The organism is Erythrobacter sp. CCH5-A1 (genome assembly GCF_001557115.1).
GTDB lineage: Bacteria > Pseudomonadota > Alphaproteobacteria > Sphingomonadales > Sphingomonadaceae > Erythrobacter.
Window position 1 is genome coordinate 1 of sequence record NZ_LSKQ01000004.1, and the last position, 14,334, is coordinate 14,334.

At 63.0% G+C, this 14,334-nt stretch carries 11 protein-coding genes and 2 tRNA genes; 8 read left to right on the top strand and 5 right to left on the bottom strand.

Features of this window, described 5'->3' with window-relative positions:
- The 6 genes from AX708_RS00180 to AX708_RS00205 form a co-directional block, all read left to right on the top strand.
- The coding region (locus AX708_RS00180; protein WP_156454500.1) for a type I restriction-modification enzyme R subunit C-terminal domain-containing protein at positions 1 to 2,206 on the top strand (2,206 nt) is incomplete at its 5' end.
- A 15-nt stretch (positions 2,207 to 2,221) separates the two neighbouring features.
- Positions 2,222 to 3,505, top strand: coding sequence for a restriction endonuclease subunit S (locus tag AX708_RS00185; RefSeq protein ID WP_082745413.1), 1,284 nt, complete (start codon positions 2,222 to 2,224; stop codon positions 3,503 to 3,505).
- Entirely contained in the window at positions 3,502 to 4,962 is a 1,461-nt protein-coding gene (locus AX708_RS00190) for a class I SAM-dependent DNA methyltransferase (protein ID WP_066525817.1), read from the top strand. Before AX708_RS00185 ends, AX708_RS00190 begins: the two co-directional genes overlap by 4 nt.
- 55 nt (positions 4,963 to 5,017) lie before the next feature.
- On the top strand, positions 5,018 to 5,842 hold the full coding sequence (locus AX708_RS00195) for a hypothetical protein (RefSeq protein WP_066525815.1): 825 nt from the start codon (positions 5,018 to 5,020) through the stop codon (positions 5,840 to 5,842).
- A 2-nt stretch (positions 5,843 to 5,844) separates the two neighbouring features.
- The gene (locus tag AX708_RS21015; RefSeq protein ID WP_066525813.1) at positions 5,845 to 6,969 is read left to right on the top strand and encodes a hypothetical protein; all 1,125 of its coding nucleotides are present in this window, start codon (positions 5,845 to 5,847) and stop codon (positions 6,967 to 6,969) included.
- Positions 6,970 to 7,105: 136 nt separating this feature from the next.
- A complete protein-coding gene (locus tag AX708_RS00205) occupies positions 7,106 to 8,347 on the top strand; it encodes a DNA-directed RNA polymerase (protein WP_233999584.1) in 1,242 nt (413 codons plus the stop codon).
- Positions 8,348 to 8,642: 295 nt separating this feature from the next.
- On the opposite strand, the gene AX708_RS00210 is transcribed toward AX708_RS00205, so the two are convergent.
- Complete coding sequence (locus AX708_RS00210) at positions 8,643 to 9,152, bottom strand: hypothetical protein (RefSeq protein WP_067489129.1); 510 nt, start codon at positions 9,150 to 9,152, stop codon at positions 8,643 to 8,645.
- 188 nt (positions 9,153 to 9,340) lie between these two features.
- Between AX708_RS00210 and AX708_RS00215 the strand changes: the two genes are divergently transcribed.
- Both AX708_RS00215 and AX708_RS00220 read left to right on the top strand, forming a co-directional pair.
- Positions 9,341 to 9,883 carry a recombinase family protein gene (locus tag AX708_RS00215; RefSeq protein WP_066525800.1) on the top strand — a complete coding sequence of 181 codons (543 nt, stop codon included), beginning with the start codon at positions 9,341 to 9,343 and terminating at the stop codon, positions 9,881 to 9,883.
- A 76-nt stretch (positions 9,884 to 9,959) separates the two neighbouring features.
- On the top strand, positions 9,960 to 11,498 hold the full coding sequence (locus tag AX708_RS00220) for a hypothetical protein (RefSeq protein WP_066525799.1): 1,539 nt from the start codon (positions 9,960 to 9,962) through the stop codon (positions 11,496 to 11,498).
- Positions 11,499 to 11,631: 133 nt separating this feature from the next.
- Here the strand turns inward: AX708_RS00220 and AX708_RS00225 are convergent.
- The 4 genes from AX708_RS00225 to AX708_RS00240 form a co-directional block, all read right to left on the bottom strand.
- Positions 11,632 to 11,708, bottom strand: a tRNA-Pro gene (locus tag AX708_RS00225).
- A gap of 27 nt (positions 11,709 to 11,735) precedes the next feature.
- A tRNA-Ile gene (locus AX708_RS00230) sits at positions 11,736 to 11,808 on the bottom strand.
- Between the two features lie 76 nt (positions 11,809 to 11,884).
- Positions 11,885 to 12,886: a polysaccharide deacetylase family protein gene (locus AX708_RS00235; protein WP_066525797.1), complete on the bottom strand. Its 1,002-nt coding sequence runs from the start codon at positions 12,884 to 12,886 to the stop codon at positions 11,885 to 11,887.
- Positions 12,887 to 12,917: 31 nt separating this feature from the next.
- Positions 12,918 to 14,334, bottom strand: a 1,417-nt coding sequence (locus tag AX708_RS00240) for a histidine kinase dimerization/phospho-acceptor domain-containing protein (RefSeq protein WP_233999583.1), incomplete at its 5' end; no start/stop codon positions are given.

The window sequence follows — 14,334 nt, forward strand, 5'->3', positions numbered from 1 at the left end:
ATCAACTTCTCATCCTGATCGTCGCGCAACTCTCACCTTGAATGTCGCGCTACACAAGACGTTCACCGCTGCCAACCTCGGCTACCGGCTGCTGGCCCATGGCGAGGCGCGGCGGATCCTGTTCCTGGTGGACCGCAACAACCTCGGGCGGCAGACGCTCAAGGAGTTCCAGGCCTTCCGCCCGCACGGCACAGGCCGCCTCTTCACCGAGCTCTACAACGTCCAGCGGCTGGGTCCGGCGGGCATCGACAAGGATGCCAAGGTCGTCATCTCGACGATTCAGCGGGTCTTCTCGCAGCTTTCCGGTGCGGCGCTGTCCGACGAGGAGGAAGAGGCCAGTGGCTTCGAGGGCGGCTCCGGTCCGGCCAAGGAAGTCACCTACAACCCCGACTTCCCGCCCGAGACCTTCGACATCGTCATCGTCGACGAGTGCCATCGCTCGATTTACGGCACTTGGCGGCAGGTGCTCGACTACTTTGACGCGCACATCATTGGCCTCACGGCAACCCCTTCGGTGCATACGCTTGGCTTCTTCAACAGCAACCTGGTCGCCGAGTATCCCTACGAGCGTTCGGTCGCGGACGGGGTCAATGTCCCCTTCGAGGTCTTTCGCATCCGCACCCAGATCGGCGAGCACGGCAGCCGCATCCCGGCGGGCTTCACCGTGCCCCGTAGGGACCGCCACACGCGCCGCCAGCGCTATGAGCAGCTCGACGATGACCTGGTCTACTCGGGCTCCGACCTCGACCGTTCGGTCATCGCCCCCAACCAGATCCGCACCGTGCTCGAGACCTACCGCGACACTATCTCGACCGAGCTGTTTCCAGGGCGCGCCGAAGTCCCGAAGACGCTGATCTTCGCCAAGGACGATCACCACGCCGAGGAGATCGTCAACATCGCCCGCGAGGTATTCGGCAAGGGCAACGACTTCGCCAAGAAGATCACCTACCGCGTTACCGGCGTCGACCCCGAGCAGCTGATCAACGCCTTCCGCAACGACTACAATCCGCGCATCGCCGTCACGGTCGACATGATCGCCACCGGCACCGACGTGAAGCCCATCGAGGTGGTGATCTTCATGCGTGACGTTCACTCCGCGCTCTACTTCGAACAGATGCGCGGGCGCGGGGTGCGCACCGTCAATCCCAGCGACCTCACCAAGGTCACCCCCGATGCGACTGTGAAGGACCGCTTCGTCCTGATCGATGCCGTAGGCGTCACCGAAAGCGAGAAGTCCATCGCCCGCCCGCTCGAGCGCGAGCGCACGACCTCCTTCGACAAGCTGCTCGAGCAGATCGCCAGCGGACGCAGCGACGAGGATGCCGTCTCCACGCTGGCAGGACGCCTTGCCAGCCTCGACCGCCGCCTGACCGACGAGCAGCGTGAGGAGGTCCGCAAGATCACCGGCGGGCTCTCCCCTGCGGATCTCGCGGGGCGGCTGGTCGATGCCATCGATGCCGACCGGATCGTCGCCCTTAGCAAAACGCCCGAGCTTGAGGAGGAAGTCGCCGCACGGCTGCGTGAGGAGGCGCTCGAGCCCTTCGACGCGCCCGAACTTCGCACCCTGCTTATCGATCTCAAGAAGATGAGCGAGGTGGTGATCGACCATCACTCGCCCGACATTGTCATCTCCACCGGCTTCGACGAGAAGGCCGCGCAGGAGATGGTCTCGACCTTCCAGCGTTTCCTCGAGGAGGAGAAGGACCAGATCGCCGCCCTCTCGATCCTTTACGGCAAGCCCCAGGCGCAACAGCGGCTGACCTACCAGAGCCTCGAGGAGCTGCGTGATGCGATGCTGCGCCCGCCCTGGCTCCTCCAGCCGCTCTCCCTTTGGAGCGCCTATCGACGGCTCCAAGGTGATAAAGTGCGCGGCAATCCGGCCAAGGTGCTTACCGATATCGTGTCGCTGGTGCGCTTCGCCATCGGTGCAAACGAGAGCTTGGCTCCGATGTCATCGTCTGTCGCAGGCAAGTTCAACCTTTGGCTGCATCGTGAGGAGCGCCAGGGGCGGTCCTACACGCAGGAGCAGCTCGGCTGGCTCGAGGCAATCCGCGACCACCTCGCGGCGAACATCGAGGTCTCCCTCAGAGATCTGCAGGACTTTCCACAGTTCACCGCGCGGGGCGGCGTGATTGCCGCCCGCAAGGCCTTTGGTCCGCAGCTTGAGGCCGTTATCGGCGACGTGACCGAAGCACTGGTGGCGTAAGGGGCGAGCATAGTTTTGGCCGGGTTAGAGCAGCTTGGGCGATGGTCGGTGCCATCAGAATGGCGTTGGCTGCGCGCCAAAGACTTCGCCAGTGTGGTTGGCGGAGGAACACCGAAGGACGCGAAAGACCCCTCCAACTATGATCCTCATGGAACACCTTGGATTACACCTGCGGATCTTTCAGGCTACTCTGGTGCGACCATCAGAAACGGAGCGCGAAGCCTTTCGACTGAAGGTCTTCGGAAATCATCCGCGCGTCGATTGCCAGCGGGCACCGTGCTGATCTCTAGCCGTGCGCCGGTCGGGTACTGTGTCGTAGCGGATGGGGAGGTCACAACGAACCAGGGCTTCAGGAGCCTTGTTCTCAATGATGAAGTCGACCCGTTCTTCATCAGGTATTACGTCCTCGCTTCGAAGACCTACCTTGAAGACAATGCCAGCGGCACAACGTTCAAGGAACTGCCCGGCAAGGTGCTAGGAGATCTCCTCTTCCCAATCCCCCCGTTGGACACCCAGCGGCGCATCGTGGCTCGGATCGATGAACTGTTCTCCGAACTGGAAGACGGGGAGGCCGCGCTAGCCCGCGCCCGCGCAGATCTGGAGACCTACCGCAAGTCCCTGCTCAAGGCCGCCGTCACCGGCGAACTCACCGCCGATTGGCGCTCCGCAAAGAGGGAGGCAGGCGAAGGGCAGGACGCAAGCTGGCTGCAAGTCAACCTTGGCGACCTGTGCAAGCTACAAGGTGGATTCGCTTTCAAGAGCGACGATTACACCGACCAGGGCGTTCCACTGATGCGGATCGGCGACATCACCGATGGTATAGTCGCACCAGGCCCTTCGACTGTCCGGCTGCCATCTGCCTATGCGGCTGAATACCCACGCTTCGTCATTCAAGAGGGCGACATTCTCATCGCAATGTCGGGCGCAACGACCGGTAAGTTTGGGGTATACAGATCTGATCTGCCCTCGCTTTTGAACCAGCGCGTGGGAAGGTTTCAGATCGTCGAATCCACCAAGCTCGCGGTTGGTTTTCTGCTCACGATCATTTCGCACTTGCAGCCTTGGATCCTCGCAGCCGCTTATGGTGGGGCGCAGCCCAACATCAGCTCAAAGGGAATCGAAGCGTTCGAGATCGCGTTGCCCCCGCTAGATGAGCAGCAGCACATTGCTGCAGTGTGGGCCGAATTGTCTGAGGCGATCATGGAAAAGCGCCAGGCAATCATAAACGCCGAACAACTGCTCGCAAACCTCCGCCAATCCATCCTCGCTGCTGCCTTCCGTGGAGAACTTGTCCAGTGAACGAACAGACGCTCGTCTCGAAAGTCTGGAACTACGCCCACGTCCTGCGGGATGATGGTGTCTCCTATGGCGACTATCTGGGCCAGATCAGCTTCCTGCTGTTCCTCAAGATGGACGAGGAGCGCACCCAGTATCTCGGCGAACCTTCTGCGCTGCCCAAGGACTGCCAGTGGGATACGCTGCGGGGCAAGTCTGGCGTTGCGCTCGAAACCCATTACCGCGAGGTGCTCGAGAAGCTGTCCAAGCGCGACGACATCGTCGGCACCCTGTTCCTCAAGGCCGAAAACAAGATCGGCGATCCAGCCAAGCTGCAGCGGCTGGTGAGCCTAATCGACGGCGAGACCTGGATGGGCCTCAACGTCGATGTAAAGGGGACGATCTACGAAGGCCTGCTCGAGCGTAACGCGGGCGAGGTGAAGTCCGGCGCAGGCCAATACTTCACGCCGCGTCCGGTGATCCAGGCGATGGTTGAGGTGGTCGACCCCGATCCTGGCGAGACCGTCTGCGACCCAGCCGTCGGCACCGGCGGCTTCCTGCTCGCCGCCTACGAGCATGTCCGGACAAAACCCGGCGCGAACGACCGCGCCATGGCCCGCCGGATGCGGGAAGAGAGCTTCTTCGGCACCGACATCGTCGCCGAGGTGGTGCGCCTGTGCGCCATGAACCTCTACCTTCACGGCATCGGCGGCGCGCAGTCTCCGGTGAAGCAGGCCGACGCGCTTCTCAGCGACGATGGCCAGCGCTTCGATCTGGTGCTCGCCAACCCGCCCTTCGGCAAGCGCCAGTCCTTCCGCATCGTCAACGCCGAGGGTCAGATCGAGAGCGAGCGGCAGGAATACGTCCGCGACGACTTCGTCGTCACCACCGGCAACAAGCAGCTGAACTTTCTGCAGCACATCATGACGATCCTGAAGGTGGGCGGCACGGCGGCCATCGTCATGCCCGACAACGTGCTATTCGAAGGCGGCGCGGGCGAGACCCTGCGGCGCAAGCTGCTTAAGGACTACGACTTCCACACGCTCCTGCGGCTCCCTACCGGGATCTTCTACAGCCAGGGCGTGAAGGCCAACGTGTTGTTCTTCGACAAGGCGACGGCTGGCGAGCGCGTGGCGACCGAGGGGCTCTGGGTCTACGACTTGCGGACGAACCAGAAGTTCACCCTGAAGGACCGCCCGATCAAGCGGGCCGACCTCGATGATTTCGTCGAGTGCTACCGTGGCAAGCACGCCCGCCACACCCGCGAGGAAACTGAACGCTTCCGCCGGTTCACCTACGAAGAACTGATCGCCCGCGACAAGGTCAACCTCGACATCTTCTGGCTGAAGGACGACAGCGCCACCGACCCTGACAGCCTACCGCCCCCCGACGAGATCGCCGCCGAGATCGTGGTGAGCCTCGAGGAGGCCCTGGAGAAGTTCCGGAGTGTGGCGGCGAAGCTGGGGGCTCAGCCAGCATGAGCAACTCTAAATCAAGGATGTCCACGAGTGCGATGCGTTCCTAAGGAGTTGCCTCATGAGTAGGATCAAGGGCTGGCTCAAGAACCCCACGCATGTCCTTGCCGCTGTCGGGCTGTCCGGCTTCGGAATAGACATGTTTTACCGTCCGATTTCCAACGCAGGCCTTATCTTGCTGGCGTTAGCTTGTGCTCCCTGGCTTACTAAGCTCGTCAAGAGTGCGAAGGTCGCCGGGGTTGAGTTTGAGCTGGCCGATAGCGCACCGCCTCAGGAGACGGCAGAAAGGCTGGCTACAGAACTCACTGCCGAGGCCAACGGTCAGCTAGAGCTAACTGGCAGTGCTACTGCCGAGGTTGCCGAAGTTGCTCAGGAGCAACCTGTCGAACCGGTCCCTGTCCCCTCAACCATCAGAACGGCTCAACCTCTGCCTGGATCTGGCGGCATGATTTTTGCTCCCGACCAGAATCTTGCGTTGGCCTATCTGTTGGAGGGACTAGTTCTGCAAGACCTTCAAGCAGATCTTGGTGGGCTATTGCAGCGAGATGTTCGTCTCCCAACTGAAAAGGGGATAGCAGCGCCAGTAGACGGATTACTTGTTCGAAACGATGAGGCGGTCCTTGTGGAGGTCAAGCTATTTATCAACCGTCCGCCGCAACGGAGCCTCATCATTCAAGCTGTCGAACAAGCAGCTGCCTTCCTCCCGCGCTTGAAGCTGCTGGGCTACAGCCGTGGTCGTGCAATTGTCGCAGTCGTCATCGGGTCAGGCGTTGAATCGAGACGAGCGAGGGAGCTACAGCGACTTACGAGTGAATATAGTGGTGTGACGGTGAAGGTGTTCCGGGCTGAGGAACTGCTTTCGAGGTATGGGTTCGACCCGCGATAACGATGGAAGCATCTGGCTTGCTCGAGGCACAGCGCGCCCTCGAAGATGAATCTCGCGCCCTAGGCATCGCTCGCTACCGTCAGCAGCGCAGCAAATGGACCGCAATCCTCGGCGAAGGCGTAGATGAAGCGGCGCTACCTCCTGGACGGCGACTATTGCGGCTGGCTCTGAGGCCCACCATCGACGCCATCGCGGAGTTTCTAAAGGCGGCTCAGCAGGGACGAGCTGGGCGCAAGCACAGCGCGCACAAGCTGCTCGAGGGAGCTGAACCCGAGGCGCTGGCCTACCTGACTTTGCGCTGCTCGATCCAATCGGGTGTCCAGCGTGACCGCATCCAGAAGGCTGCAAACTCTGTAGCGAGCGCGGTCATTGGGCACCTCGAAGCGGAAGCGCTTCGCAGCATGAACAAACCGGGCGCGCTTGGCCTAGAGCGGTCCCTGAACGATGGCCCAGCACCTAGCGGACGGAAACTGGCGCTGGCGCGGGAGATCTACCGCCGCGAGGGGGTCGCGCTGGACTGGTCGCCCAAGGAGCGGATCTTGGTTGGCACCAAACTGATCGAGTTGGCCGCTGACGCCTGCGGGCTGTTTCGTGAAGTGTTGGTCCCGGAAGGCTCCGGAAAGCGGCGTCGAACCTATCAATGTCTCGAACTAACTGAACAGGCCGACGAATGGCTCGAGCGCCAGCATGCGCGCTGTGAGCTTTTGGATCCCATTCCGATGCCGATGGTGGTCCCGCCGCGCCCATGGACGACGCCGTTCGATGGCGGTTATCTCGATCCGCCCCCCGGTACCAGCATCGTACGCCACAACACGCGGCCATACCTCGACGAACTCGAGAACGCCGAGATGCCGCGCGTTTATCGCGCCATCAACCAGATCCAGTCGACCGCCTGGAAGATCAATCGCCCGGTCCTCGAAACTATGCGGACGCTGTGGGAGAGCGGCGGCACGCTTGGCAATCTGCCGTCTCGCGATGATGAGCCGCTACCGGGCAAAGCCCCCGGCTTTCGAGACCGACGAGCTTGCCCGCAAAGAATGGAAGCGCGAGGCGGCCAAGATCCACGCCCTCAATGCGCGCCGCAAGGGCAAGCGGCTGGCGCTGATGCAGAAGCTTTGGGTGGCTGAGAAACTTGTCGACTTCCCCGAGATCTATTTTCCGCACAGCATGGATTGGCGTGGGCGTGTGTATCCGATCCCCGCCGGAGGGCCATCGCCACAGGGCGACGATACCGGCAAGGCATTGCTGACTTTCGCGAGCGGTATGCCCTTGGGAACGACTGGGGCTCGTTGGCTGGCGATCCACATCGCAAACCTGTTCGGCGAAGACAAAGTCAGCTTCGAGGATCGGATCCGATGGGTGGAGAAAAACGAAGCTGCGATCCTCGATAGCGCTGCCGACCCTCTCGATGGCCAGCGCTTCTGGACGACGGCGGATAAACCTTGGCAGGCTCTTGCCGCATGCCTGGAATGGGCAGGGTATCGAGCCGAGGGCGAGTCCTACCGGTCCCATCTACCGGTCGCCCTGGATGGCTCCAACTCGGGCCTTCAGCACCTCACGGCGCTCCTTCGGGATGCCAAAGCGGCTCAAGAGGTAAACCTCGTCGATCAGGATCGCCCCGGCGATCTGTACGCCACCGTCGCGGCCCGAGCTCAACAGCTGGTAAACCTGTCAAGCGATCCAGGTGCCGAACCGTGGAAAGGCGACCGCGTCACCCGGAAGATCGTGAAGCGTCCCTGCATGACGTACGTCTATTCGGCGACGCGCCTGAGCATGGTGGACCAGATCCGAGAGACGCTCGAGGATCTTGATGAAGAAAGCTCTGGCCCAGGTGAGCTTCCACACTTGCGAGGTGCGGATAATGAGGCGGCGGCTTTCTGGCTCTCCGGCGTCCTGTACAAGCTGATCGGGACTGAAGTCCCAGCCGCACGGCGCGCAATGGATTGGCTTCGGAAGGCGATGGCACTGTTGAACAAGGCAGATCTGCCGATCTGGTGGACGACGCCGGTTGGCCTACCGGTGCTCCAGCGGTACCCGAAGGTGAAGGCTCGGTCGGTGGAAGTGACGTTTCGTGGCAAGCGGATGCAACTGCTTGTCGCGGGCGAGGGAGGTGCGCCGAGCCTTCTCGAGTTCCTCGAGGACAATAAGGGTGCCTGGAACGATGCGCGGCAGGCGTCGTCGGCAATCGCGCCCGCCTTCATTCACTCCCTCGATGCTGCTCATCTGATGCTGGTGGCCAATGCCTGTGCAGATCGGGGGATCGACAGCATGGCGGTGATCCACGACAGCTTCGGGACCCACGCGGCGCGGACGGATGAGCTTGCGGTGATCCTGCGGGAGACGTTCATCGAGCTTTACCAGAGCGACCCGCTCGCGGCCTTCCGTGAAGAAGTCCTGGATCAGCTGCAGCGTGACCCCAAGCTGGCAGAAAAGCTGCCGCCACTGCCATGCCAAGGTCACCTCGACCTCACCGCGATCAGGGCTGCCGGGTACATGTTCGCGTGATGACCGATTGAATTACCCCTGCCTTAAAGAGGTACGATGGCGGGTTCGGACTGGGCGCGCGGCGTTGCGACCGTCACCGACCACGCCCACCATCCCCGATCCCGGTCATCGCCTTGGTGCATCGTGTCGCTACCTTCGAGGAGGCGACCCTCGAGTGCCCGACGCGGCCTCCAAGGTCCGTTGGTTTTGCTGCAAAAATCCGGAGCGCGAGAATGAGCGGCGGGAAGGGCTGGTACCCCCCATACCCCCCCGTCGACATCGCAAACACTCGTTCCCCGCGCTCTCGATACAGCTATCAAGGGTCTGATAGACCGCAGCTTTCAACTACTTGGTTAAGCTCCTCGGCGGGCGAATCTAAGATCTCAGCAATCTCGTAGTCATCGCCGAACTGGGAGAAGTGAACGCCATAAACAGGGCGACGAGGCCTCTGCCAGATGTAGCCAACCGACGTTGCTTTGCCTGCATCGCCGTCTTCACTGTAGAAGCTCTGCCTCGGCTCTCCTTCTCGTTCACGCTCGTCTTCGACTAGCCTGCCAAAGGTGTGGAAGTCGCCCCTGAACTTGCGAGACACTCCTACAACTCGCCCTGCACAGACTAACACTTCGACCTCGTTGATGTGCAAGCTGAAGGTGTCGGGGCCCGGCCCTTCTTGCTTGGTCGGGATGCCAATCCGTTTCAGCTTCCCCTCAGCAGTCGTGAGATCCATCCCAATCGATACGCCCACGATTTCCTTCGCTTCCAGAGGGCCGACAATCCACCCTGCTGCCACACCGAGCGTCGCCAACGTCAGTTTAAGCGGACCCACAGGTTATTTCCTCCTTTCAGATAGATGACGAACGAGGTGCATATGCTTCGTTCGTTCTTGCCTCACAAGGGTATACCCTGGCGAGACGTCTCGGCATCGACCCCTCAGCGTCTCTTTTGGGTTGACCTGAAGATTCTGAGACAGCTATGTGTCGTGGTCTAGACCCAAATGAGACGGAGGTTGGATCGATGTTGGTTGGTTATGCACGGGTGAGCTCGGTCGGGCAGAGCCTCGAGGTGCAGGAGGATCTTCTGCGCCAAGCAGGATGTGAAAAGGTCTTCGCAGAGAAGAAGAGCGGCAGGACCGCAGCTGAGCGAACGGCGCTGCAGGAGGCTGTCGACTATGTCCGCGAGGGCGACACGCTGGTCGTCACCAGGCTCGACCGTCTTGCCCGCTCAATTATGGATCTGCGTCAGATCGTCGACCGGCTAGCTGACAAGGGCGTCACCTTTCGGTGTCTCCAGCAGGGAGCCATCGACACGTCGCGGTCGGACGGCAAGCTCCTTCTTAACATCCTCGCCTCCTTCGCCGAGTTCGAAGCCGACATCAGGAGCGAGCGCCAGCGTGATGGGATTGAGAAGGCGAAGGCCAAGGGCGTCTATAAGGGCCGCCCCAAGTCGATCGATCCAGGCGAAGTCCGTCGCCTACATGAGTCCGGTGTTGGAGCCACCGAGATTGCAACGAGGCTCGGGATCGGACGTGCGAGCGTATACCGAGCCTTGGGACGTTGAGCCGTTGGATCTGGCCCGCGTCCAGCCTGACCTGCTTTTTTCTTGATCTAATCCACCGGAGAACCCAACTTCACGAATGATGCAGAAAATCGAGAGAGGTCAGGGAATTACCCGAAGCGAGCGCAAGCTCGCAAAGCTTGCTGACAAGACCTTTTTGAGCCTGTGGGCATACCCCAACTCGTACAATGATCGAGATATGCGGAAGGGCCAAGGGAAGGAGCTTTGCGACCTGCTTGCGGTCTGCGGAGACGATGTTCTCGTCTTCTCCGACAAAGAGATAACTTGGCCGAACGGAGATCTCGAGACCGCTTGGCGTCGGTGGTATCGGCGTGCAGTCACGTCTTCGGTGAAGCAGATTAGAGGCGCGGAGCGCTGGATTCGCACCCACCCAGACCGTGTGTTCATCGACGCTGAGTGCAAGACTCAGCTACCCGTAAACCTCCCGCCTCCTGCCCGACTTCGGATCCATGGGATCGTGGTTACTAGCGGCTCAGAGCCAGCCGTGCGGCAACATGTGGGGGACAAAGACGGCACGCTGATGGTGATAGGTCAGCCGCCGTCTCCTCAGAGCGGCTCGAGCGCATCGATTGATTTCCCGCCCTTCATGGTTGGCGATCCTGATCCCCAAGGTTCGTTCGTCCATGTTTTCGACGCGCCTTCGCTCAAGCTCGTTATGAGCGAGTTGGACACGATTTCCGACTTCGTCGCGTATCTGATCGAGCGCAGCAACGCGATCCGTTCAGGCACGCTGGGGATAGCCGCCGCCGAAGCTGATTTGCTGGCCCTTTACCTGTCAAACGCAGGCCCTGATGGGCGCAATCAGTTGCCCGTTGGTCCAGCGTACAACAACGACATGCTGGCTGTCGCCCCAGGTAACTATAGGGCGCTGAGGGCGTCACCCGAGTATCGCGCTAGGGTGGCTGCGAACGCTGGTTCTTACCACTGGGACCGCCTTATCGAGCTCTTCGCCCGAAATCTTCTTGGCGGGACTAGCGTTGCTGTGGCGGGCATGCAGCCTGAGATCAGATCAGCCGAGGTGGCACTGAGGCAAATGGCGCTTGAGTGTCGGGTGAACCGGAGAGCCCTCGGGCATGCCTTCATGAGCGCCTATCGCAAAGCGGAGGAGGCCAAGCAGGATCGGTTCGCGAGGCTCATTCTTCCCTTCGAGGGCTGCGCTGATCCCGAAAGTGCCTACCTCTTCCTGGTCCTCGCTTATCGAGGCGATTGGTTGACCGCCAAAGGTTATGATTATTATCGCGAAGGACGGGGTGGGTTCCTCAAGGCGTACTGCCAGGTTGCACTATTTCAGAACCGAAGTCTGAAGCGGATTGTTGGCATAGCAGTTGATGCTGCTCCGAGCCTTACTGGTCGGGTGGGCGGGTCTGAAGACCTGATGATGGTCCAGATCGACGAGTGGACTCCCGAACTCGAAGAGGAAACCCGCAAGTGGCAGGACGAAGCGGAAATCCTGCTTCGAGATCGACTTCAGCCGTCGTTGCTTCGTCAGCGCAGTCTAGCCGAACGGGACATTGATCGATTCTATTCTGGCAATCGGAAAGAGCGGCTGGCCGCGCGTGCGAAAGCTCGGCGCGGGGCGAAGAAGGGGCCGCGTTAGCTAGCTTGAGCGATAAGGCGATCCCATGTCGCCTATGTCGCTGGCGGTGCCTCCTTGAGGTGACCCAGTAAGGTGCCCCAGAAACTCTGCCATTCCGTATGTAAATAACTGAAAAAATTGAATAAAGGAAAAGTGGTCGGGGAGACAGGATTCGAACCTGCGACATCTTGCTCCCAAAGCAAGCGCGCTACCGGACTGCGCCACTCCCCGACACTTTGCGCTCGCCCCCGCCCCCGGTGGGCCCGGCAGGATTCGAACCCGCGACCTAGCCGTTATGAGCGGCCAGCTCTAACCGCTGAGCTACAGGCCCTGTGCGCGCATGGCGCCGGGGGCAAGGCAGGGCGATAGGCCCGCCCTACTCCGGAGGAGCGGCCGAGACAAGCGGCCTATGCGTCTGTCGCGGCGATGACCTCGGCGACGGTGCAGCTGGTGACGCCGCGCTCGGCAAGGCGGGCGTAGACGGCCTCGAACCAGGCATAGAGCGCCTCGACCTGCGCCTCGTTCGTGGCATAGGGCGTGTGGCCGGGGGCGAGCGTCGGGCTGTGGAACGAAAGCACCAGCACCGGAAGGCCGGCATCGACCGAAAGATCGACGCCGCGCAGCGCCTCCCGCGCCGAGACCCCCTCGGGCGTCAGCGCGATGCGTTCAAGCAGGCCCAGCCGGGAGAAGCCCGAAAAGAACGTCGGCACATGGCGCTGGACCCGGTGGATCAGCGGGCCGAGCGCGCGCAGAGGGCCCCGATAGGCGCTGGTCACGGGCAGTTCGAGCAAGCGACTTTCGGGGTCGACCCAATAGGGAGCGAGCGGGTGGTTGCTGTAATCGGGCCCGCCCTGATCGCTGTAATCGAACAGCGGGCGCACCGATGTGTCGATCCGGATCCCGGCTTGCTTGAGCAGCGCGGCGGTGTTGGGGCCGAGCCCGTATCGCCCGGCGCGGTAGATCTGCGGCGCGGCCCCGAAGGCGGTCTCAATCGCGTCGTGCAGCAAGGTGAACTTCGCCGCCTCCAGGCTTTGCGGCAGGTTCCCGGCAAAGGAATTGGCGGTGCTCACCTCTTCCTCGAAGGGCGGGTTGACCCAGGGGTGGAGCTGCACGCCGACATCGGCCGTGCCGCGCCGCACCGCATCGCCGATCACCTCGACGGCGCGGCGATCCTGCACGATCGGCCAGTCGACGAGATAGACCGGGTGCGCGCCGAGCCTTTCGCAGAAGGCCTGAAAGCGCGGGATTGCGGCGACGTGGCTCGTGCCATAGCCCTCGCGCCGGAAGGGCGCGCGCCAGTCGAACTCCTCCTCGGTGTCGACCGTCAGCAGCACCCGCTGGCCGAAGCCTGGCGCAAAGACGGCGCTGCGCCCGGCGGGCGGCACTGCGAGCATCGAACCTGAACTCATCCCCTGTCTGCGTCTCCCCGCCGCAGGCCGGTCAGGCATGGGCTGCGTCCCGCAGCTCCCTATTCCCGCCAAGCAGTGGCAGCGTCAAGAGCAGCGCGTCCCCATCGTGCCGCAAGGACCCACCGGCCGCGCGGGCTTCGGCGCGGGCGAGCCGCAGCGCGAAGCCGGTGCCGAACAGGCCGGGGCTGATCGCGCTCTCGCCGCTGCGGGTGGTGGCGGCAAACAGGCTCGCCTCGCCCGCTGCGGCAAGCCGCGCCGGGATGGTGCAGCGCAGCCGCACCTCGCCGCGCCCGGCGCCGATGACGGGATCGAGCCGCAGCGCGATCCGCTCGCCCGGGGCAGCGGCCGAGGCGAGGCTCGCCAGCAGCCGCCACAGCAGCGCCTCGGCATCCTCCGGGTCGATTGCCGCCATGACGCACGCGCCCTCGGCAAAGGCCGGCTCGAACCCGCCGCCCTGCGGCGCAAGCACCGCGGCGAGCTGTCCGGCGGTGCGGCGCACCAGCGCAGCGAGGTCAACCTCGCCCGGCTCGATGCGGATCGCCCCGGTCTCGAGCCGCGCCAGCCGGTCGAGCTCCTCGAAGCCGGCGAGTATCCGTGCCGCATCGGCAGCGATCGCGGCGGCGAGGGCGCGGTATTCGTGCGGCGCGGGCCCGAACAGCTGCTGCTGGATCACCTCGGCATAGCCCTGCACCGCAGTGACGGGCGTGCGCAATTCGTGGAGCAGCTGGCGGATGCGGTCGGCCTCGCGCGCAGCGGGGCTGTCGCTTGCCGGAGCGGCTGCGTCCTGAACGCGGCGCAAGCGCCCGAAATAGCCGGTGAAGTGGCCTTCCTCGGAAAAGCGCGGCTCGGCATCGACGATCCAGTCGCCGGTGATCGCCGGCGCGCCTTCGAGGCCGAGCGGAGCGCGGGTGATCGGCTGGCGGCGCTGGAAGGCGCGCGCGATCCCGTTGTCCGGGCCGTCGCTGCCCATGGGGCCGCCGAACAGGCGCATGCCGATCACCATCGGCGCGGCCTCGGCGGCCGCCCAGGCGATGCGCCCGGTGATGTCGGTGGCAAAGCCGAACACCGAAAGCACACGCTCGGAGCGCTCGGGCAGCTCGCCCAAGGGCAGCAGGGGCGAGCGTTCGAGCTCGGCCTGGGTCTCGGAACGGGTGCGGCGGAACTGGGCGATGCGTTCGACCAGCGCGGAAATTTCGGTGCGGCCGGTGTCGTCGCGGCTACGCGCGGTGACGGGGATGGCCGCAGGCGCGGGCGCGGGCGCGGGTGCGGGTGCGGGGGTCGGCGCCGGCGCGGGCGTGTCGTTTGCCGGAGGCGCGGGCGCCACCGGAACCTTGCGAAGTGCCTCCGGGGCAGGGCGCAGGGGGATCGGTTCGGGGGCAGGAGTGCCAGACGCAGGCGGCGCGGGGGCATCGGCTGCTGCGGGGGCGGCTACGGCGGCGGCGGCGCGC

Bases quoted from the DNA above. Each gene is read 5' to 3' on its own strand.
- AX708_RS00195 (WP_066525815.1), top strand. From the start codon at position 5,018: ATGAGTAGGATCAAGGGCTGGCTCAAGAACCCCACGCATGTCCTTGCC.
- AX708_RS00205 (WP_233999584.1), top strand. From the start codon at position 7,106: ATGCCCTTGGGAACGACTGGGGCTCGTTGGCTGGCGATCCACATCGCA.
- AX708_RS00215 (WP_066525800.1), top strand. From the start codon at position 9,341: ATGTTGGTTGGTTATGCACGGGTGAGCTCGGTCGGGCAGAGCCTCGAG.
- AX708_RS21015 (WP_066525813.1), top strand. From the start codon at position 5,845: ATGGAAGCATCTGGCTTGCTCGAGGCACAGCGCGCCCTCGAAGATGAA.
- AX708_RS00235 (WP_066525797.1), bottom strand. From the start codon at position 12,886: ATGAGTTCAGGTTCGATGCTCGCAGTGCCGCCCGCCGGGCGCAGCGCC.
- AX708_RS00220 (WP_066525799.1), top strand. From the start codon at position 9,960: ATGATGCAGAAAATCGAGAGAGGTCAGGGAATTACCCGAAGCGAGCGC.